The organism is Candidatus Pelagibacter sp. (genome assembly GCF_052049575.1).
Lineage (GTDB): Bacteria > Pseudomonadota > Alphaproteobacteria > Pelagibacterales > Pelagibacteraceae > Pelagibacter.
The window spans coordinates 213,165-232,697 of record NZ_JBNGZQ010000002.1 but is presented as its reverse complement, the minus strand read 5'-3'; the positions used below and the strand labels follow the sequence as shown (position 1 = coordinate 232,697).

Sequence of the window (19,533 nt, the reverse complement as noted above, 5' to 3'; positions counted from 1 at the left end):
ATGAATATAATTATTTGTGGAGCTGGTAGAGTAGGATTTACTATTGCCAAATTATTAAGTGAGCAAGGTCACTCAATTACTGTTATTGATCAATCTAGTGAAGATATACAGAAAATTAATGATAGCTTAGATGTAAAGGCAATAGTAGGAAAAGCTACTTACCCATCTATTCTAGAAAAAGCCAATGCAAACGAAACAGACATGATTATTGCAGTTACAAGAAATGATGAAATTAACATGTTGATTTGCCAAATAGCATTTTCAATTTTTAACATATCAAAAAAAATTGCTAGAATTAGATCTCAAGATTACTTAAATCCAAAATTTTCAAGAGTTTACAACAAAGAAAACTTACCAATTGATGTGATAATTTCACCCGAAATTGAAATCGCAAGATCAATACAAAGAAAATTAGAAGCACCAGGAGCCTTAGATAGTGTTCCATTTGCGGAAAATCAAATCAGGCTTTTAGAAATATTAATTAAAGACAATTGTAAATTAATTGGTTTAAAGCTTAATGAATTAACAAATAAATTTCCAAACTTGGATGCAAATATAATTGCGATTATTAGAGGAGATAAATCTTTTATTCCAAAAAAAACTGATCAAATAAAAGAAAATGACAAAATTTATGTAATAATTAATTCTTCACAAATGGCAGAAACTTTAGAGGCCTTTGGTCACTCAGAAAAAATATCTAAAAAAATTTTAATTATTGGAGGGGGAAATATTGGTTACAATCTCGCTAAAAATATTGAAGATTCATTAGAAGGCGTAAGAGTTAAGATTGTGGAAAAAGACAAATTAAGATCTGAATATCTTGCAAATGAATTGAATAATACGATTGTAATAAACGGAAATGGATTAGACGAGGAAGTTTTATCTGAGGCAAATCTAGATGAAGCAGAAACTGTTTTAGCGCTTACTAATGATGATGAAGATAACTTAATGGTTAGTGTTCTTGTTGAAAAATTTGCTAAAGATCAAAAAGATGTTGAGGATAAAAGAACCATGGCTTTAATCAATAAACCAAATTATTCTTTATTACAGTCATCTTTAAAAATTGATGACTTGATTGATCCTAGAATGAATACAGTTTCCAGTATTTTAAAACATATTCATAAGGGAACTATTGAGAATGCTTATACAATATCAAATGGTGAGTATGAGGTTATAGAGGCTGAGATAATTGAGTCATCAGAATTGATTAATAAAGAATTAAAAAATTCAAATTTACCAGATGAAATAAGAATTGGAGCTGTATTAAGAGACAAGAAAGTAATTATCCCGAAATCTGATTTCATTTTTCAAAAAGACGATCAGATTGTTTTAATTGTAAAAAAAGACACAGTCGGAGTTGTAGAAAATCTTTTTAGGCTTAGCTCCGTTTAACTAAATGTTTAAATTACAGATCAAATATTTAAGTTTTTTTTTCGGTATTATTTCAATACTTTCTTTTTTTAATATTCTTTATTCTTACTATTTTAATCTTTATTTAAATTTAGATACTTATTATTTTACTCTTGTAACATCACTAATCTTATTTATAGTTTTATTCAAATTTGGAAAATATGACTTTAAATCTAATATTTTTGAGAAAATATTAACTATTTTTTTAGGTTATCTATTAATACCATTTGTCTTATCAATTCCATTTTATTTCAGTATTTATAATTTAACTTTTTCTAACTCTTTTTTTGAAGCAATATCAGGATTTACTTCTACCGGTTTCACAGTTTTTGATAATATAAAACTAGTCGATCAAAGTCTCATTATCTGGAGATCATCAACTCAATGGATAGGTGGTCTTTACTTCCTTTTTTCAATAATCTATTTAATAGATATTTTTGACGATAGTTTTAAAAAAACTTTGACGAATTATATATCTTTCAATAGTTCAGAAATTTTAAAACAAGCGGCTAAAATTTTTATTTTATATACATCATTGACAATATTGATATTTATAATTTTGAATATTTTTTCAATAAGAACATTTGATTCATTAAATTTAGCTTTAACAATAATTTCATCAGGTGGTTTTTTACCGGTCAATGAATTATCAATGATAATTAAAGAAAATGTTCAAATAATTATATTTTCTTTATTGATGTTGTTTTCTTTTTTTAGTCTTTTTTTCTCATATAATTTAATATTTTTAAGAAAAAAAAATGTTAATTTTTTTTATGAGGATCTACACTTATTTGCTTATTTAGTAGTTGTTGTAACTATTTTTTTTCTCTTTTTTAGTTTCAATTATGATTTTTTTATTAACCTTTTTGCAGTAATTAGTAGTATGACAAATATTGGTTTTTCATTAAGTTCAGGTCAAGAAAATTTAAACTTTATATACTTAATCTTGGTTATTATTGGTGGTTCTTTTTTTTCAACAAGTTCCGGGTTAAGATTTATAAAGATTTATTCATTATTTAAGTTTTCTTTAAATCAAATCCTATCTTTTAGCAGACCTAAAAATGTTTTTATGAATAAACTAATATTTACGAAAATTAATTTTAATCTTGAGGAGATAAATAAATATTTTTTAACAATCATAATATTCATTTTATCTTTATCAATATTAACTTCATTGCTAAGTTTAAGTGGAATTACGTTTGTAAATTCATTCAAATTGTCTATTTTAACTTTGATGAATACTGTTAATTCCTCAATCTATGGTTTAGAAGAATTTGATTTTAACAACCTTCAATTATTTAGTAAATATTGTCTTATTTTCTTTATGATTGTAGGCCGGATTGAGTTATTAACAATTTTGCTTTTAATAAAAAAATTCCTTTTTAAAAATTAGCTTATTATTGTATATGTAAGATTAATTTTGATGCGCCCTTAGCTCAGCTGGATAGAGCATCGGTTTTCTAAACCGAGGGTCGTAGGTTCGAATCCTTCAGGGCGCGCCATATATCAATTTTCACCATAGTTTTTTATATAATTATTATCTTGACTAGAATTCCACTATGTCAAAAAAACCAATAAATTCCTCTTGAAGAGCATTTTTGAACATGCTTAAATTATGAATATTCAAAAGTAATTTTGAATTATTTGTTAACAAATAAATAAACAATAGGAAGAAATATGTTTAAATACTTAAAACAATTAACTTCTTTAGTTGCTATGGTAGCTGTGTTGTTCACTTTTACAACAGAGACTATGGCTGCTAAAAAATCTAAGACACTTAAAAACACTCAAAAAAAGGGTTTTGTAAGATGTGGAGTATCTCAAGGTCTTCCAGGATTTTCTAACGCTGACGCTGCAGGAAATTGGACTGGTATTGACGTTGATGTATGTAGAGCAGTAGCTGCTGCAGTACTAGGTGATGCAAACAAAGTTAAGTTTACACCACTAAGTGCTAAAGAAAGGTTTACAGCTTTAACTTCTGGTGAGATTGATATCTTATCAAGAAACACAACTTGGACTCTTTCTAGAGATGCTGATATCGGACTTACATTCGTTGGAGTAAACTTCTACGATGGCCAAGGTTTTATGGTGAGAAAAAGTTCTGGTATTACTTCAACAAGCCAATTCAAAGATGGTATCTCAGCTTGTACTAACATTGGTACAACAACTGAGTTAAATATGAGAGACTTCTTTAATTCTAAAGGGATCAAATATGAACCAGTTGCTTTTGAAAAAGCTGATGAAGTTGTAGCTGCTTATGATGCAGGTAGATGTGATACTTACACTACTGATAAATCTGGTCTTGCAGCACAGAGAACAAAAATGTCTAATCCAGATGAACACATTGTGTTACCTGAAACTGTTTCAAAGGAGCCATTGGGTCCTGTAGTGAGACAAGGTGATTCTGTTTGGGAAGATATCGTAAGATGGTCATTGAATACTATGATTGAAGCAGAAGAATACGGTATTACATCAGCTAATGCAGATATGATGAAAACTTCTGATAACCCAGCTATTAAAAGATTAGTTGGAGCAGAGGGTGAATTAGGTGCTGCATTTGGTTTAGATAACGACTGGAGTCTAAGAATTATTAAGCAAGTTGGTAATTATGGTGAAAGCTATAAAAGAAATATAGCTGACACTGGAATTTTACCTGATAGAGGTCCAAATGAATTATGGACTAAGGGTGGAATTCTTTACGTACCACCTGCAAGATAATTGCATATTTAAATGATTAAAAAGGGCTAGATTTTTCTAGCCCTTTTTTTTATAAGCCTCTATATTATTTTCATCGTGAATTTTAAACTTAAAGATATTGTTCCACAATTAATTACAGTTACTGCTGTTGTATTAGTCTTTGGTTTTTTTACCTACAACGCACAGATTAATATGGAAAATAGAGGGATTGATTTTGGTTATGGGTTTTTATCACAAGAATCTTCTTTCGATGTACAATTTTCATTAATAGAATACGATGGCTCACATTCATATTTTAGAGCTTATTTAGTTGGGTTATTAAATACAATTCTTGTTTCAGTTATTGGGATTATAATTGCAACTATTCTTGGTGTAATAGTTGGTGTAGCAAGGTTATCTCCTAATTATCTGATAAATAAATTTGCTGCCTTTTATGTTGAATTTTTTAGAAACATACCATTACTTCTTCAAATATTTTTTTGGTATTTTGCTGCTTTAAGAGCGTTACCGCTTCCACAAGATGCAGAGGCAATTTTTGGTGTTTTTTTCTTAACTATTAAAGGTTTATATGTTCCAGCGTTTATTTGGCAAAATTTCAGTGTTTTCTTTTATTCAATTGTTGCAGCAATAGTTGCAATAATTGTTATTCGAATTCATGCTAAGAGGGTACAAGAAAATCAAGGAAAACAAATACCAGTATTTTTGATATCAATAGGATTAATATTTATTTTACCTCTTTTAAGTTTTTTAATTGGTGGAGTAGGTATTTCATTTGAAGTTCCTGTTTTAAAACAGTTAGCTACAACTTCTTTCATATATGAAGGTGGGGTAAGTTTACCTCCAGAATTGATAGCTCTTACTTTATCTTTATCTTTGTACACGGCTACTTTTATTGCAGAATGTGTAAGAGCAGGAATTCAAGGTGTTGGTAAAGGACAAAAAGAGGCCGCAGCTTCTATAGGATTAACTCCAAATCAGGTGCTTAAACTTGTAATTATGCCTCAAGCTTTAAGAATAATAATTCCACCAACAACAAACCAGTATTTAAATTTAACAAAAAACTCTTCACTAGCAGCAGCTATTGCTTATCCAGATTTAGTTTTAGTATTTGCAGGAACTGCATTAATGCAAACTGGTAAAGCTATTGAAATAGTTTCCATAACTATGTTTACCTATTTAACCTTAAGTATTTCAATTTCACTTTTAATGAATTGGTATAACAAAAAAATTGCAATACAGGAAAAATGATGTCAAAAATAAATTTTTTAAAACCTGATAAAAATAATCTAAATACTTTTTTATACTTAGGTTCTTTTTTATTTTTGATTAGTGTATTAGATGTTTTTTTAAATTCATTTTTTAGTTTAAATTTAACTGGTTTCTTACCCAATTTTTTAAGTTTTTTATTACCTCTAATATTAGGTTTTATTGGACTTTATTTTATAAGAATAGAGTTTAGCGGAATAAAAAAATTAGATCTTATAAATAAACATATAAATACCAACAATTTTAATGCAGTTTTATCTTTACTGATTATTTTTGTAATCATTAAATCTATTCCACCTATTCTCAGTTGGTTTGTTATAGATGCAAGTTTCGCAGGAGATACTAAAGATGTTTGTACAGGTTCAGGAGCATGTTGGACATATATTAAAGTTTGGATGAGAAGATTTATGTATGGGATGTACCCAAATGCAGAGCAATGGAGAATAAATTTATCATTTATAGCCTTAGTATTAATGGGTTCGGTTGGTTATTTTGCAACTGACAGATTTAAGAAATATTTAACACTTTACTATGTTGTTATTTATCCTTTGATTGCATTTTTATTTATCTTTTTCTTTATATCTGGTGGTCCCGTGTTTTTTGATTTTTCATACGGGATTATTGCAGCTATCGTATCTATTATTGTAGGATTTTTTATACCCGCTAAATATAAATTCTATTATTTTCTAATTGTACCTTTAGCTCTTTATATAATTTTAAAATATTTCATATTTTTTGAAGAATACATTGAGCTAGGTAAATTAGATGGTTTAAATTGGGTTGAAACTGGAGCATGGGGAGGATTGTCTTTAACTTTTATAATATCTTTTTTCTGCTTAATTTTCTGTTTTCCAATAGGAATGGCTTTTGCTCTTGGTAGAAGATCAAATTTTCCTCTTATTAGATATATCTCTGTTGGTTTTATTGAATTTTGGAGAGGTGTGCCTTTAATAACAGTACTATTTATGTCAGCTGTGATGTTTCCAATGTTTTTACCAGAAGATTTCTTCATTGATAAATTAGTAAGAGCAATTATTGCAATTTCATTATTTGAAGCTGCTTATGTAGCAGAAGTTATACGTGGTGGTCTCCAAGCTTTACCAAGAGGTCAATACGAGGCAGCAAAATCTTTAGGTATGGGATATTGGAAAATGCATATATTCGTAATTCTTCCACAAGCACTAAAATTAGTAATTCCTGGTATTGCAAATACATTTTTAGCTTTGGTTAAAGATACACCTTTAATATTTGTCGTAGGTCTACTAGAAATAGTCGGAATGTTAAATTTGGCAAAAACTAATCCAAAATGGTTAGGTTTTGCAATGGAAGGATATGTTTTTGCAGCAATAATCTTCTGGATTATTTGTTATGCAATGAGTAAATATAGCTATAATTTAGAACAAAAATATAAAACAGATAGATAAAAATTATGTCAGATAGCATCATCCAAATTAATAATATGAACAAATGGTTTGGTGACTTTCAAGTTCTAAAAAAGATTAATTTAGAAGTTAAACCTAAAGAAAAAATTGTAGTGTGTGGTCCATCAGGATCAGGAAAATCAACTTTGATTAGATGTATCAATAGATTAGAAGAACATCAAGAGGGAAATATTATTGTTGATGGAACTGAATTAACAGAGGATACAAAAAATATTGAGCAAATAAGAGCTGAAGTTGGTATGGTATTCCAACAATTTAATTTATTTCCTCATTTATCAATTTTAGATAATTGTACATTAGCTCCTATTTGGGTAAAAAAAATGCCAAAGAAAGAAGCTGAGGAACTAGCATTAAAACATTTAGAAAGAGTACAAATTCTTGATCAAGCACAAAAATATCCAGGCCAATTATCTGGAGGACAACAACAAAGAGCTGCAATAGCAAGAGCTTTATGTATGGAGCCAAAAATAATGCTTTTTGATGAACCAACATCAGCTTTAGACCCAGAAATGATTAAAGAAGTGCTTGATGTAATGGTAAATCTTGCAAAGCAAGGTATGACTATGATTGTTGTAACACATGAAATGGGTTTTGCTAAAGAAGTTGCTGATCAAATGATATTTATGGATGAGGGAATGATAGTAGAAAAAGCGGATACCAAGGAATTTTTTGCTAATCCTAAGAGCGATAGGACTAAACTTTTCCTAAGCCAGATACTATAGATACCAATAATTTCAAGGAATTTTTATCAAAATATTCTTCAAGTATTGCTTGACATATATTGGGCATTTAGGTTTTTTCCGAGGAAATAAAAAAATAATATTGTTGCAGTAGAGATTAAAAACTTGTTCAATCTGTTTTTAATAAAAATTAAGAGGGGTCTTAATGGAAGATAATTTTAATAAGCATTTAGGCAATAAGCTTAAGCTTAGAAGGTTAGCTTTAGGTTTAACACAAACAAAAGTAGCAAAAGCAATCAACGTCACATTTCAACAAATACAAAAATATGAAAAAGGAACTAACGGAGTTAGTTCGATAAGATTATTACAGTTATCAAATTATCTTAAAGTTCCAATAAACTATTTCTTTGAAGATTTTTCAGAGTACTTAGTTAATTTAGAAAAATCTCAAGAGGGTCATATGAATGTGAACTATAATTTCTTAGTTAAATTATATTCTGAACTTAATGCTGATCAAAAATTGAAATTTAACAAATCGTTACAGGTTTCGAACAATATTTCAAAAGTTGGGTAAAATTTGGCTCCTCGGGCAGGACTCGAACCTGCGACCAATTGATTAACAGTCAACTGCTCTACCAACTGAGCTACCGAGGAATGTAAAAAGCAAACTTACTTTTTTTTTTAACTAAAACAAGATTTTTTTTGGAGGCAACGCCCGGAATCGAACCGGGATACAAGGATTTGCAATCCTCTGCGTAACCATTCCGCCACGTTGCCTTATGTTTTAGATGATAGCTACATCAGTTTTATATAAAATTTTTAGAATTAGTCTATCAAATAACGTTTTAATTTGATTATTGTTAATTTAGATTAATAAATTATAAACTAACTATATCCAAGATGAGTGATAAATATATACATTCCAATGTAGAAGATAAGATCTATTCGTATTGGGAAAAAAATAAACTATTTAAACCTCAAAAAAACTCTAAAAAATTTTCAGTTGTAATTCCGCCACCCAATGTGACGGGAAGTTTACATATGGGGCATGCTTTAAATAATTCAATTCAAGATATGCTAGTTCGATATTATCGAATGAATAATTATGAAACCTTATGGCAACCAGGCACAGATCATGCTGGTATCGCTACCCAGGCACTTGTTGAGAGAAAACTTGAAAACGAAAATTTAGATAAAAATACTCTTGGACGAGAAAAATTTATCGAAAAGGTTTGGGATTGGAAAAATCAGTACGGTGATATAATTATTAATCAATTAAAAAAACTTGGCTGTTCATGTGATTGGTCCAGAAATGCATTCACCATGGATGAAAATTTATCAAAATCTGTAATTAAAGTTTTTGTCGAATTACATAAAAAGAAATTAATCTATAAAGCAGAAAAATTAGTCAATTGGGATACAGTATTAAAAACTGCAATTTCGGATTTAGAGGTAGATCAAAGAGAAATGAACTCTAAAATTTACTACATTAGGTACCCAATAGACAAATCATCAGAGTTTATCACTATAGCCACAACCAGGCCTGAAACTATGCTTGGAGATACAGCTATTGCAGTTAATCCAAAAGATAAAAGATATAAAAGTTTTGTCGGTAAAACAGTCACTATACCTATTGTGGGTAGAAAGATTAAAATAATAAAAGACAATTATGCAGATCCAGAACAGGGAACAGGAGCATTAAAGATTACCCCAGCACATGATTTTAATGATTATGATGTAGGACAGAGAAATAAACTCGAAATAATAAATGTTTTTACTGAAGAGGGTAAAATTAATGAAAATGCACCTAAAGATTATGTAGGATTGGATAGATTTGATGCCCGAAAAAAAATATTAAATGAACTCAAAGAAAAAGATTATTTTGTTAAAGAGGAAAATATAAAAAATAAAGTTCCTTATGGAGATAGATCTAATTCTGTTATCGAACCTTTTTTAACTGAGCAATGGTTTGTTGATGCAAAAAAATTAGCTATCAAAGCAAAAAAAATTGTTAAAACAAAAAAAACAAATTTTTTTCCAAATAATTGGTCAAAAACTTATTTTCAGTGGATGAACAATATTGAGCCTTGGTGTGTTTCTAGACAGTTGTGGTGGGGTCATCAAATCCCAGCATGGTATGGACCTGATAATAAAATATTTGTTGCTTTAAATGAAAAAGAAGCAATTAAACAAGCTAAAAAACATTACAAAAAAGATGTAAAATTAATTAGAGATCCTGACGTATTAGATACTTGGTTTTCTTCTGGTTTATGGCCTTTTGCAACTTTAGGATGGCCAGATAAAAAAGATTTCGTAAAGAAATTTTATCCAACCACAGTGTTAGTAACCGGTTTTGATATCATTTTTTTCTGGGTTGCAAGAATGATTATGTTTGGAATGGAATTTCTTAATAAAGAACCTTTTAAAGATATCTATGTCCACGCTTTAGTAAGAGATGAAAAAGGACAAAAAATGTCTAAATCTAAAGGTAATGTAATTGATCCTTTAGACTTAATCGAAAAATATAGTGCAGATGCTTTACGATTTACTTTGCTTTCAATGGCTTCACCTGGAACCGATGTAAAACTTTCTGAAGATAGAGTAAAAGGTTATAGAAATTTTTTAAATAAATTGTGGAATGCAAATAATTTTTTGATCACAAATAATTGTGATTTTAACAAGACTGATAAAGTCCCTAAAACTACTTTAAATATTAATAAATGGATTTATTCTGAATTGATAGAAATAAAAGATAAAATTCAAAAGAATATAAAAGACTATCGATTTGATGAGGCAGCCAAAAATGCTTATCAATTTGCTTGGCATTCATATTGTGATTGGTATATCGAACTATCCAAAACAATTCTTTATTCAGATGATGAGAAGTTAAAAAAAGAGGTAAAAGAGGTATCTGCTTATGTTTTTAAACAAATACTTATTATGCTTCATCCATTTATACCATTTGTTACTGAAGAAATATGGTTAAAAAATAAGTTTGATAAATCGAATAAGAATTTCCTAATGTACAAAAACTGGCCATCAGGAAAAGTCAAAAAAGACAAATCCCAAAAGGATGTAGAGAAAATAATCAATATTATCTCAGAACTTAGATCGTTTAAAAATGAGCTAAATGTCAGTCCAGGTTCATTTGTAGATCTTTCTATGAATAAGATAGCAAAAAAAAATAGATCTTTGATGGATAATAATGAAATAATCTTAAAAAAACTTGGTCGTATCAATAATTTTTTTGAAAAGGATCAAGATAGACCTTCTGCAACTCTTGTAATTTCAGGTGATATTTTTAAAATTTATTTTGATGAAAATGTTGATTTAAGTTTAATCAAAGAAAATTTGCAAAAAAGACAAACAAAATACCAAGATGAATTAGATAAGATTTCACAACGATTATCAAACAAAGGATTTGTTGATAGGGCACCAAAAAATATTGTTGAACAAGAAAAAACTAACTATAGTAACTTAAAAAATGATATCAAAAAAATATCTTTAACTATTGAAAGTTTATAATGCGGAAATTTAATAAGAAAAAATTACCAAGTAGACATACATCTTTAGGACCTGATAGAGCTCCTCATAGATCTTTTTATTATGCAATGGGAGAAACAGAAAAAGATGTTGCCAAACCTTTTATAGGAGTTGTATCAACATGGAACGAGGCGGCACCTTGTAATATAGCCTTAATGAGACAAGCCCAGTCTGTTAAAAAGGGTGTGAGAGCATCAGGCGGAACACCAAGAGAGTTTTGTACAATTACAGTTACTGACGGTATTGCTATGGGTCATGAAGGAATGAAATCCTCATTAATATCAAGAGAAGTTATTGCTGATAGCGCTGAATTGACCGTAAGAGGTCATTGTTATGATGCATTAGTAGGTATTGCAGGTTGTGATAAGTCTTTACCAGGTTTGATGATGTCGATGGTAAGATTAAATGTTCCAAGTGTTTTTATATATGGAGGCTCAATACTGCCAGGTAAATACAAAGGCAAAGATGTGACCGTTGTAGATGTTTTTGAAGCGGTTGGAAAACATTCATCAGGACAAATGTCTGCAAAAGAATTAAGAAAATTAGAATTAGTTGCATGTCCAACAGCGGGAGCTTGTGGGGGACAATTTACTGCAAACACTATGGCCTGCGTGTCTGAAGCGATTGGTCTAGCATTACCTTATTCAGCTGGAACACCAGCTCCATATGAAGAAAGAGATAAGTATGCAAAAGCAAGTGGGCGAATGGTTATGGAATTATTAGCTAAAAAAATTAAACCTAGAGATATTGTTACAAGAAAAGCTTTAGAAAATGCTGCAACAATTGTTGCTGCAACAGGTGGATCAACTAATGCAGGTTTACATTTACCAGCAATAGCAAATGAGGCTGGTATTAAATTTGATTTAATGGATGTTGCAAAGATATTTAAAAGAACTCCATATCTTGCGGACTTGAAACCAGGTGGAAAATATGTTGCTAAAGATATGTGGCTAGCAGGTGGAGTACCAATGCTTTTAAAAACTCTTTATGAAGGTGGATATATTCATGGAGATTGTATGACTGTTACAGGTAAAACAATGAAAGAAAATTTAAAGGGAATTAAATTTAATCCAAAACAAAAAGTAATGAGATCATTTAAAAATCCTTTATCACCAACGGGTGGTGTAGTTGGTTTAAAGGGTAACTTAGCTCCTGAAGGAGGAATTGTTAAAATTGCTGGACTTAAAAAATTACAATTTACTGGAAGAGCAAGATGTTTTGATAATGAAGAAAGTGCAATGAAAGCAGTACAAAGTAGAAAATATAAAGATGGTGATGTAATTATTATTAGATATGAAGGACCAGTTGGTGGACCAGGTATGAGAGAAATGCTTTCAACAACAGGTGCAATTTATGGTCAGGGTAAAGGAGAAAAAGTTGCTTTAATAACTGATGGAAGATTCTCTGGAGCAACTCGTGGATTTTGTGTAGGGCACGTAGGACCTGAGGCTGCATTAGGTGGTCCGATCGCGCTTTTACGTAATGGAGATATTATTGACATTGACGCTAAGAAGGGAACAATTAATGTTCGATTAACTAGAGCACAATTAGCTTCAAGAAGAAGAAAATGGAAGGCTAGAAAATCTGATTTTGGATCAGGAACTCTTTGGAAATATGCACAAACTGTAGGACCTGCATATTTAGGAGCACCAACACATCCAGGTAAGAAAAACGAAGTTAAGGATTATTCAAAAATTTGATGAAAATTCGCCCAGTTATTTTATGTGGTGGCGCTGGAACAAGACTTTGGCCTAACGCTAAAAAACATCAAGCAAAACAATTTATAGATTTCGGTAATTGGACTTTGTTGGGTAAAACACTAGAAAGAGTTAAAGTATCGATATATGATGCTCCAATTATAAGTACTAATGCAAAATATTTAAAGCAAGTAAAACAACATCTAAAGAAACACAAAATAAGAAAATTTAAGATCGTTTTAGAACCTGCTAAAAGAAATACCGCACCAGCCATATTAAGTACGGCATTAATAAAGGATATACCTAGCGAACAACCTTTAATGTTCTTGGCTGCTGATCATTTGATAGAGAAGGTTACATTATTTAATAAAGCTATCAAAAAAAACCAAAAGAAACTCACTGATAATAATATTTTTATTTTTGGGATTAAACCCACAATGCCTTCAAGTGAATTTGGCTATTTTTTAACAAGAAATACTAAAGTAACGAGATTCATAGAAAAACCAAAAGCGGCTAAAGCTAAACAAATAATTAGTAAAAAAGGTTATTGGAATTCTGGAATGTTTTATTTGAGAAAAGATTCAATAATCAATAATTTTAAGAAATACCAACCAAATATTTACCGAAATTGTAACAAAGCTGTAACAAAAGCAAAATATAAAAGTAATGTGTATTATTTAAACAAACAAGCATTCACCAAAGCAACAGCTAAGTCTTTTGACTATGCAATATTAGAAAAAACTAAAGATATAAATGCTATCAAATTAGATATTCCATGGTCTGATTTAGGTTCTTGGAAAGAAATCTGTAAGATGTATGGACGAAATAAAAGACATTATTATAAAAAGAAGAATGTATTTCATAGACCTTGGGGCAGTTATGTAAATCTATTTAACGGTAAAGAATTCTTGATTAAAGAATTATATGTAAAACCAAAAGGTATATTAAGTCTTCAAAAACACCATCATAGAGCTGAGCACTGGGTAGTTACTCATGGTAAACCTAAAATTACATTAAATAAGAAATATTTTACTATGAAACCCGATGAAACTATCTTTATTCCATTAGGTGCAATCCATAGAATAGAAAACCCATATAAAAAACCAGTAAAAATTATTGAAGCTCAAGTAGGTTCAATTTTAAAAGAAACAGATATTGTTCGATATCAGGATATTTATGGCCGTGTTAAATAATTAACACGACCACAAAAATATATTTAAAACCAATTGTTTGGTATTATTATATAATGTATTGCAAGTACTATACCTACTGAAACAGTTAAGCCGAATACCATTTTTAGGAAATCTTTTCCAATTAATGGAAAGACGTAACCTAACTTATATTCTTTGTTCATGGTAGCTATAGCAAGTTCTCTTCCACATAATAAACCAACAAAAACCCATGTCGTAGACATAGGTAAATCGTTTAGTTCTTTAAAGTAGAATAAGACACCAGCATATATTACGTTAATAATTGTCGCCGATCTTGCATATCTAGTTCCTGTTTTTTCAAGAACAACTTTTTGAATTGGTCCACCTTGAATGTAGAAAATATAGAATAACAGTGCTGTAAAGTAACCCATTACTATTAAAAGCAATGTTAAATCTAATTGTCTAGGTAGATACACAGCAATATTAGCCACGTCGTGTGACAACCACACCCACCATAACCAACCAGAGGAAATCCAAACACTATTTCTCCAGAAGCCTACCCATTTTTCGTCTACTTCATCAAATTTTTCATTAATGAATTTAGAAACACATATCCAGGCGATGTAAGCAACCATTGCTGCTAATCCATAGCCAACAACGCTTTTCATAAGCATTTTTTCAAGCACAACCGTTGAGGCAAATGCTGAAAGAACTAAGAAAGTAGTAGATACTGGTATTCCAATTCTTGTTAACAATAATAGTATTGCAGGTGCTACTGCGTGATACCATTGAATTTCTTGATAAGGTATTCTAGTTAATCTTCCATAAGAAATATCACCATCATACGAATACCATCCCCATGCTAACGCTATAATCATAACAGCTGATGCAGATCCAGCAAGGGTATACCATTTAAACCACTTCTTTTTTGAAGCTATAAATGTACCTAGTGTTTGAATTGAGTCGTTAGCGATAACGCTATAACCGGCAAGGGCAAACCCTATAACCGTGTAAATTAAAGCCATATCCATTTTATCTCCTTTATATTATTGTTTTCGGTTCCTATCGATTCATGACTTAAGACCTATGTAATGTGATAATAAAAATAATTCTATAAAAGAATGAAATAATATGAGAATCAGGAGGGGATTCATCAACTAGTAAACTATTAAATATTGATGTCTACTTTTAAATATTTTTTATTTCTCAATAAAGTTGTATTTATTTAATTAATTTCTTAATTAAATATACAGCTATAAGAGCTCCCAAAAATTCAGCTAAAATATATGTAGGCGTATTTAAATAATTAATTCCTGTAAAAGAATCAGTAAAAGTTCTAGCTATTGCAACAGCTGGATTTGCAAAAGATGTTGATGATGTGAACCAATAACCAGCCATAATATATGTTGCAACACTAGCAGCTATTGTTATTTTGCCATCTTTTTGAGTAGCAAAAATAATAAAAATTAAACCAAAAGTAGCAATTATTTCAGATAAGAAAATATGAAAACCATCTCTATTTTTTGTCGATAACTCAAGAATATCGTGTTCAAAAAAAACATTAGCCAACATAACACCTAGCAAACAACCAAGTATTTGGGCAGGAATATATATAATGAGAAGTTTTCCATTGATTTTTTTTCTTAAAAACATCGCTAAACTCACAAAAGGATTGAAATGTGCACCTGAAATATTTGCAAAAGCAGTTATTAAGACGAATAGGCCAGCACCAGTTGCGAGTGTATTAGCTGTTAATCTCAAAGCATTATCATTTGTGAGATTTTCAGCCATTATTCCAGACCCAACAATAACCATTACTAAAAAGCTACTTCCAATAAATTCACCTAGAAATATTTTGTTAGTATTTTTCACTAGATAATAATCTTATAAATTCCTATTAAGAATAATGGTATTTGTAGTCCAAAATTAGTTAGTATTGCTTTATCTTTACTAATAAATCCAGCTATAGTCCATCCAACAACTCCTAATCCATGAAAATATATATTTAAAGGATATATATTTAAATTTGTAAGAAGTATTCCTAGTAAAACTAAAAAGGTACTAATCCACTTTAGATATTTTTTTATAAACATATTTTCTCCCTCTTATTAATTATTACATCAATATTACAAATTTATTAAGATGTAACAGTATTAGAGAAAATTAGTTATATATTTATGAATAAAAAAACCAACAACTATAAATGCTAAGCCTGTGCCATAAATTAGGAAGAAATTCATATTAAATGATTTTGCAAAAAAGAAGGGTAAAAAAAATAAATAACTCACAGGTACCGCTACTAATATGCTCTTAGTAAAAAGAACTGTTTTTTCTATATCATTGTGCTCATAGTAGGAAAAAGCTATAGCTATGAGTGATACAAGAGGTAAGGCGATAATAAAACCTGCAAGTTTTGGATTTTGACCCGAAAGCCAACTAGCAAAGGCAATTATAATTGCAGCAAGAACAATCTTTAAGGTAAAAAATATCATTAATGATTTAACTTTATAAAAAAAACATCATTAATGATATGATTTTATTTAAGTGTGCATTTTTTGCATAAACCAAAAAACTCAAGATTATATTTACTGTATTTCATACCATCTTTGTCTTTAAAGTTTGCTAAGTATTTGGAAAGACCTGCGCTACTTATTTCTGTTACTTTTTCACAAATCTCACAGATTGAAAACGCAGTAGCTTTAGCCACCTGACAACTTGAATTATGACATGCAATAAAGGCATTTCTACTTTCAATTTTATGAATTTTACCTATTTCAACTAACTTATCTAATGCTCGATAAACTTGCAGAGGAGCTTTAATACCTTTTTTTTGAACATTATAGAGTATTGAGTAGGCCTTAAGTGGCTGAGATGATCTATCAATTAAATCAAAAATAATTTTCTGATTTTTGGTGAGATTATGTTCTTTGTGCATTTTATTCATTTTACTGATTCCTCATTAGTTTTTCAATTTAATTGATTGTTTGATATTAAATAATGAAAGTATGAACAAAAATAATGCTGCCGTTATAATTGATGGACCCGAGGAGGTATTAAATTCCAAGGATGTAAATAATCCTAAAATTACTGATAGAAGACCTCCAATGATTGAATAGATAACCATTCTTTGTGGACTAGACGAAATATTTCTAGCCATTGCAGCTGGAATGATTAACATTCCTGTTATTAATAACAAACCAACCATTTTAATTGATATAGCAATGATTGCAGCCATCAATATTGTGAATATTACTTTTGCTCTATCAGGATTTAAACCTTCTGCTTCAGCTAACTCATAGTTTACTGTGGATGCGAATAAAGGTTTCCAAATTAATTTCAAAATTAACAGAATTACTGCTCCTCCAACCCATATTATTAATAGATCATCAACTGTAACAGCTAATATATCTCCAAATAATAATCCCATAATGTCAAATCTGATAAATGTTAAGAAACCAATAACAACAAGTCCTATGGCTAAAGATGAGTGAGCTAAAAGCCCTAATAATGCATCTCCTGGAAGATTAGTTCTTTTTTGAAGTTGTATTAATGTTAAAGCAATTAAAGATGAGATTATAAATACAGATAACGCAATATTAAATTCCATTGTAAATGCTAATGTAACTCCCAATAAAGCCGAATGGGCTAACGTATCACCAAAATAAGATAATCTTCTCCAAATTACAAAACAACCAAGAGGCCCTGTAACGAAAGCAACTCCAATTCCAGCCACCAATGCTCTTATAAAAAAATCGTCGAACATTTAATTTTTCTTAATTTTACCCTCATCAGTATGAATATGATCATGTCTATGTTCATATCTTGATAATATCTGTGAAGCTTGTTCACCAAACAAAGCCTTATATTCATTATTTTTTGCGACATCCATGGGTGTCCCTGAGCAGCATACATGACCATTTAAACAAACAACGTGGTCTGTAGCACTCATTACAGTATGTAAATCATGAGAAATTAATAAGATACCACAATTCAATTCATCAGAAATTTTCTTTATAAGTTCATATAAAGCTATCTCACCTGTAAAATCTACACCTTGAACTGGCTCATCAAGAACTAACAATTCTGGTTTTTTTGAAATAGCTCTTGCTAGCAATACTCTTTGAAATTCACCACCCGATAAATCACCTAAATTTTTATCTTTTAAATGAATAACGCCAGTTAATGATAGTGCCTCATCAATTATTTCATTTTTTAAACTTTCAGTTAATACCATAAAATCATTGACTCTAAGTGGTAAAGTCCAATCAATTGAAATTTTTTGTGGAACATAACCAATTTTATTTGTGTATTTTTCTACTTCTCCCTCAATTTTTTTATAAATTCCTAAAGCAATTTTAGCCGTTGTACTTTTTCCTGATCCATTAGGTCCTATTAAAGTAACTATTTTACCTTTTTCAACTTGAAGGGAAACGCCTTGAACGAGCCATTTATCGTTTATTTTAAAACCAGCGTCTTTTAATTTGACCAATATATTTTGATTAGCATTCATTATATCACTTGACTTATAAACGTTATATTATTACATAATGTTATATTATAACAACTAAAAAAATTAAACTATGAAAACTATTAAAAAAATCACATTATTAATATCACTTTTATCATTCCTAACAATTTTTTCACCTGTTAATGCTGAAGTTAAGGTAGTAGCATCAATAAAACCAATTCATTCACTCGCAAGCTATTTGATGGACGGTATTGGTAAACCAGATTTAATAGTTGATGGCTACGCATCACCTCATGGATTTGCACTTAAACCATCGCATGCAAAAATGATCCAAAATGCAGATATTATTTTTTGGGTAGGTGAAGACATAGAAAGTTTTTTAGAGAAACCATTAAAATCTATTGCAAAAAAAGCTGAAAAAATTGAATTAATGGAAATTAAAGGGATAACAAAACTTAAGTTTAGAGAAAGAAATATTTTTGAAGGTCATGACGATCATGGTCATAAAGAGGATGATCATGATGATCATGCTAAAAAAGAAGATAATCATGATGACCACGATCATGATAAAAAAGAGAAAGAACATGGTCATGACGAACATGATCATGACAAAGAAGGTCATAAAGAAGACGACCATGATGATCACGGTCATGGACATGAAGGACATGCTCATGGTGAGTACGATCCACACATTTGGTTAGATCCAATGAATGCAAAAGTTATTTTAAGCGAAATGGCAGAGCACTTGATTGAAAATGATCCAAAAAATACTGCCAAATATAAAGAAAATTTAAAAAAAGCACATAAAGATTTAGATAAATTAACTAAGAAAGTAAAATCTGAATTAAATAAAGATTTTAAATCAATAGTATTCCATGATGCGTATCAATATTTTGAAGAGAGATTTGGTGTTGATATTTTAGGCGCATTTACAGTAAATACAGATGTTATGCCCGGTGCTGAGCAATTGGCTGAAATTAGAGAAGTAATTGAGCATGATAAAGTAAGCTGTATATTTTCAGAGCCACAGTTTAACCCTGATATTATTAAGGCTGTAGCAAAAGATACTAACGTTGCAACAGGCGTAATTGATCCATTAGGGGCAACACTTAACCCTGGCAAAGGTCTATACTTCGATTTAATTGGCAATATGTCTAAATCTTTTAAAGGCTGTTAAAT

At 30.0% G+C, this 19,533-nt stretch carries 18 protein-coding genes and 3 tRNA genes; 12 read left to right on the top strand and 9 right to left on the bottom strand.

Features of this window, described 5'->3' with window-relative positions; genetic code table 11:
• From trkA to ACTT9C_RS04760, 8 genes are all read left to right on the top strand, one after another.
• Positions 1–1,392 carry a Trk system potassium transporter TrkA gene (gene trkA, locus ACTT9C_RS04795; protein WP_440923360.1) on the top strand — a complete coding sequence of 464 codons (1,392 nt, stop codon included), beginning with the start codon at positions 1–3 and terminating at the stop codon, positions 1,390–1,392.
• Positions 1,393–1,396: 4 nt separating this feature from the next.
• Positions 1,397–2,803: a TrkH family potassium uptake protein gene (locus ACTT9C_RS04790; protein ID WP_440923359.1), complete on the top strand. Its 1,407-nt coding sequence runs from the start codon at positions 1,397–1,399 to the stop codon at positions 2,801–2,803.
• Between the two features lie 32 nt (positions 2,804–2,835).
• Positions 2,836–2,912, top strand: a tRNA-Arg gene (locus tag ACTT9C_RS04785).
• Positions 2,913–3,087: 175 nt separating this feature from the next.
• Positions 3,088–4,128 carry an amino acid ABC transporter substrate-binding protein gene (locus tag ACTT9C_RS04780; protein ID WP_440923358.1) on the top strand — a complete coding sequence of 347 codons (1,041 nt, stop codon included), beginning with the start codon at positions 3,088–3,090 and terminating at the stop codon, positions 4,126–4,128.
• A gap of 75 nt (positions 4,129–4,203) precedes the next feature.
• Positions 4,204–5,355 (top strand): amino acid ABC transporter permease, encoded by a 1,152-nt coding sequence (locus ACTT9C_RS04775; protein ID WP_440923357.1) that lies wholly within the window; start codon positions 4,204–4,206, stop codon positions 5,353–5,355.
• The gene (locus ACTT9C_RS04770) at positions 5,355–6,797 is read left to right on the top strand and encodes an amino acid ABC transporter permease (protein ID WP_440923356.1); all 1,443 of its coding nucleotides are present in this window, start codon (positions 5,355–5,357) and stop codon (positions 6,795–6,797) included. The genes ACTT9C_RS04775 and ACTT9C_RS04770 overlap by 1 nt, the downstream gene beginning before the upstream one ends.
• A gap of 5 nt (positions 6,798–6,802) precedes the next feature.
• Entirely contained in the window at positions 6,803–7,537 is a 735-nt protein-coding gene (locus ACTT9C_RS04765) for an amino acid ABC transporter ATP-binding protein (RefSeq protein WP_085147776.1), read from the top strand.
• 163 nt (positions 7,538–7,700) lie between these two features.
• Complete coding sequence (locus tag ACTT9C_RS04760) at positions 7,701–8,069, top strand: helix-turn-helix domain-containing protein (protein ID WP_085147780.1); 369 nt, start codon at positions 7,701–7,703, stop codon at positions 8,067–8,069.
• A gap of 4 nt (positions 8,070–8,073) precedes the next feature.
• Here ACTT9C_RS04760 and ACTT9C_RS04755 read toward each other — a convergent pair.
• Positions 8,074–8,149, bottom strand: a tRNA-Asn gene (locus ACTT9C_RS04755).
• A 49-nt stretch (positions 8,150–8,198) separates the two neighbouring features.
• Positions 8,199–8,272: transfer RNA gene (locus tag ACTT9C_RS04750), tRNA-Cys, on the bottom strand.
• Between the two features lie 123 nt (positions 8,273–8,395).
• Between ACTT9C_RS04750 and ACTT9C_RS04745 the strand changes: the two genes are divergently transcribed.
• Genes ACTT9C_RS04745 through ACTT9C_RS04735 form a run of 3 tightly spaced genes read left to right on the top strand, consistent with a single transcriptional unit; the run spans position 8,396 to position 13,928 of the window.
• On the top strand, positions 8,396–11,020 hold the full coding sequence (locus ACTT9C_RS04745; RefSeq protein WP_440923355.1) for a valine--tRNA ligase: 2,625 nt from the start codon (positions 8,396–8,398) through the stop codon (positions 11,018–11,020).
• Entirely contained in the window at positions 11,020–12,738 is a 1,719-nt protein-coding gene (gene ilvD, locus ACTT9C_RS04740) for a dihydroxy-acid dehydratase (RefSeq protein WP_085147784.1), read from the top strand. The genes ACTT9C_RS04745 and ilvD overlap by 1 nt, the downstream gene beginning before the upstream one ends.
• Positions 12,738–13,928, top strand: a complete 1,191-nt coding sequence (locus ACTT9C_RS04735; RefSeq protein ID WP_440923354.1) for a sugar phosphate nucleotidyltransferase — start codon at positions 12,738–12,740, stop codon at positions 13,926–13,928. The genes ilvD and ACTT9C_RS04735 overlap by 1 nt, the downstream gene beginning before the upstream one ends.
• Before the next feature lie 23 nt (positions 13,929–13,951).
• Here ACTT9C_RS04735 and ACTT9C_RS04730 read toward each other — a convergent pair whose 3' ends face one another.
• The 7 genes from ACTT9C_RS04730 to ACTT9C_RS04700 all read right to left on the bottom strand — a co-directional run bounded on the left by ACTT9C_RS04730 (position 13,952) and on the right by ACTT9C_RS04700 (position 18,396).
• Positions 13,952–14,917 (bottom strand): hypothetical protein, encoded by a 966-nt coding sequence (locus tag ACTT9C_RS04730; protein WP_440923353.1) that lies wholly within the window; start codon positions 14,915–14,917, stop codon positions 13,952–13,954.
• A 190-nt stretch (positions 14,918–15,107) separates the two neighbouring features.
• The gene (locus ACTT9C_RS04725) at positions 15,108–15,758 is read right to left on the bottom strand and encodes an aquaporin (RefSeq protein ID WP_440923352.1); all 651 of its coding nucleotides are present in this window, start codon (positions 15,756–15,758) and stop codon (positions 15,108–15,110) included.
• The gene (locus ACTT9C_RS04720) at positions 15,758–15,979 is read right to left on the bottom strand and encodes a DUF6552 family protein (protein WP_440923351.1); all 222 of its coding nucleotides are present in this window, start codon (positions 15,977–15,979) and stop codon (positions 15,758–15,760) included. The genes ACTT9C_RS04725 and ACTT9C_RS04720 overlap by 1 nt, the downstream gene beginning before the upstream one ends.
• Before the next feature lie 60 nt (positions 15,980–16,039).
• Entirely contained in the window at positions 16,040–16,378 is a 339-nt protein-coding gene (locus ACTT9C_RS04715; RefSeq protein WP_440923350.1) for a hypothetical protein, read from the bottom strand.
• Positions 16,379–16,422: 44 nt separating this feature from the next.
• Positions 16,423–16,830, bottom strand: a complete 408-nt coding sequence (locus tag ACTT9C_RS04710) for a Fur family transcriptional regulator (protein WP_440923349.1) — start codon at positions 16,828–16,830, stop codon at positions 16,423–16,425.
• A gap of 15 nt (positions 16,831–16,845) precedes the next feature.
• Complete coding sequence (locus ACTT9C_RS04705; RefSeq protein WP_440923348.1) at positions 16,846–17,649, bottom strand: metal ABC transporter permease; 804 nt, start codon at positions 17,647–17,649, stop codon at positions 16,846–16,848.
• The gene (locus ACTT9C_RS04700; protein ID WP_440923347.1) at positions 17,650–18,396 is read right to left on the bottom strand and encodes an ATP-binding cassette domain-containing protein; all 747 of its coding nucleotides are present in this window, start codon (positions 18,394–18,396) and stop codon (positions 17,650–17,652) included.
• Positions 18,397–18,466: 70 nt separating this feature from the next.
• Between ACTT9C_RS04700 and ACTT9C_RS04695 the strand changes: the two genes are divergently transcribed.
• Positions 18,467–19,531 carry a zinc ABC transporter substrate-binding protein gene (locus tag ACTT9C_RS04695; protein WP_440923346.1) on the top strand — a complete coding sequence of 355 codons (1,065 nt, stop codon included), beginning with the start codon at positions 18,467–18,469 and terminating at the stop codon, positions 19,529–19,531.
• Positions 19,532–19,533: the final 2 nt, after the last annotated feature.

Excerpts from the sequence above, each read along its gene's own strand:
- ACTT9C_RS04715 (WP_440923350.1), bottom strand. The coding sequence starts at position 16,378 with ATGATATTTTTTACCTTAAAGATTGTTCTTGCTGCAATTATAATTGCC.
- ACTT9C_RS04720 (WP_440923351.1), bottom strand. The coding sequence starts at position 15,979 with ATGTTTATAAAAAAATATCTAAAGTGGATTAGTACCTTTTTAGTTTTA.
- ACTT9C_RS04745 (WP_440923355.1), top strand. The coding sequence starts at position 8,396 with ATGAGTGATAAATATATACATTCCAATGTAGAAGATAAGATCTATTCG.
- ACTT9C_RS04760 (WP_085147780.1), top strand. The coding sequence starts at position 7,701 with ATGGAAGATAATTTTAATAAGCATTTAGGCAATAAGCTTAAGCTTAGA.
- ACTT9C_RS04705 (WP_440923348.1), bottom strand. The coding sequence starts at position 17,649 with ATGTTCGACGATTTTTTTATAAGAGCATTGGTGGCTGGAATTGGAGTT.
- ACTT9C_RS04710 (WP_440923349.1), bottom strand. The coding sequence starts at position 16,830 with ATGAATAAAATGCACAAAGAACATAATCTCACCAAAAATCAGAAAATT.
- ACTT9C_RS04735 (WP_440923354.1), top strand. The coding sequence starts at position 12,738 with ATGAAAATTCGCCCAGTTATTTTATGTGGTGGCGCTGGAACAAGACTT.
- trkA (WP_440923360.1), top strand. The coding sequence starts at position 1 with ATGAATATAATTATTTGTGGAGCTGGTAGAGTAGGATTTACTATTGCC.
- ACTT9C_RS04700 (WP_440923347.1), bottom strand. The coding sequence starts at position 18,396 with ATGAATGCTAATCAAAATATATTGGTCAAATTAAAAGACGCTGGTTTT.
- ACTT9C_RS04790 (WP_440923359.1), top strand. The coding sequence starts at position 1,397 with ATGTTTAAATTACAGATCAAATATTTAAGTTTTTTTTTCGGTATTATT.
- ACTT9C_RS04780 (WP_440923358.1), top strand. The coding sequence starts at position 3,088 with ATGTTTAAATACTTAAAACAATTAACTTCTTTAGTTGCTATGGTAGCT.
- ACTT9C_RS04770 (WP_440923356.1), top strand. The coding sequence starts at position 5,355 with ATGTCAAAAATAAATTTTTTAAAACCTGATAAAAATAATCTAAATACT.
- ilvD (WP_085147784.1), top strand. The coding sequence starts at position 11,020 with ATGCGGAAATTTAATAAGAAAAAATTACCAAGTAGACATACATCTTTA.
- ACTT9C_RS04730 (WP_440923353.1), bottom strand. The coding sequence starts at position 14,917 with ATGGATATGGCTTTAATTTACACGGTTATAGGGTTTGCCCTTGCCGGT.
- ACTT9C_RS04695 (WP_440923346.1), top strand. The coding sequence starts at position 18,467 with ATGAAAACTATTAAAAAAATCACATTATTAATATCACTTTTATCATTC.
- ACTT9C_RS04765 (WP_085147776.1), top strand. The coding sequence starts at position 6,803 with ATGTCAGATAGCATCATCCAAATTAATAATATGAACAAATGGTTTGGT.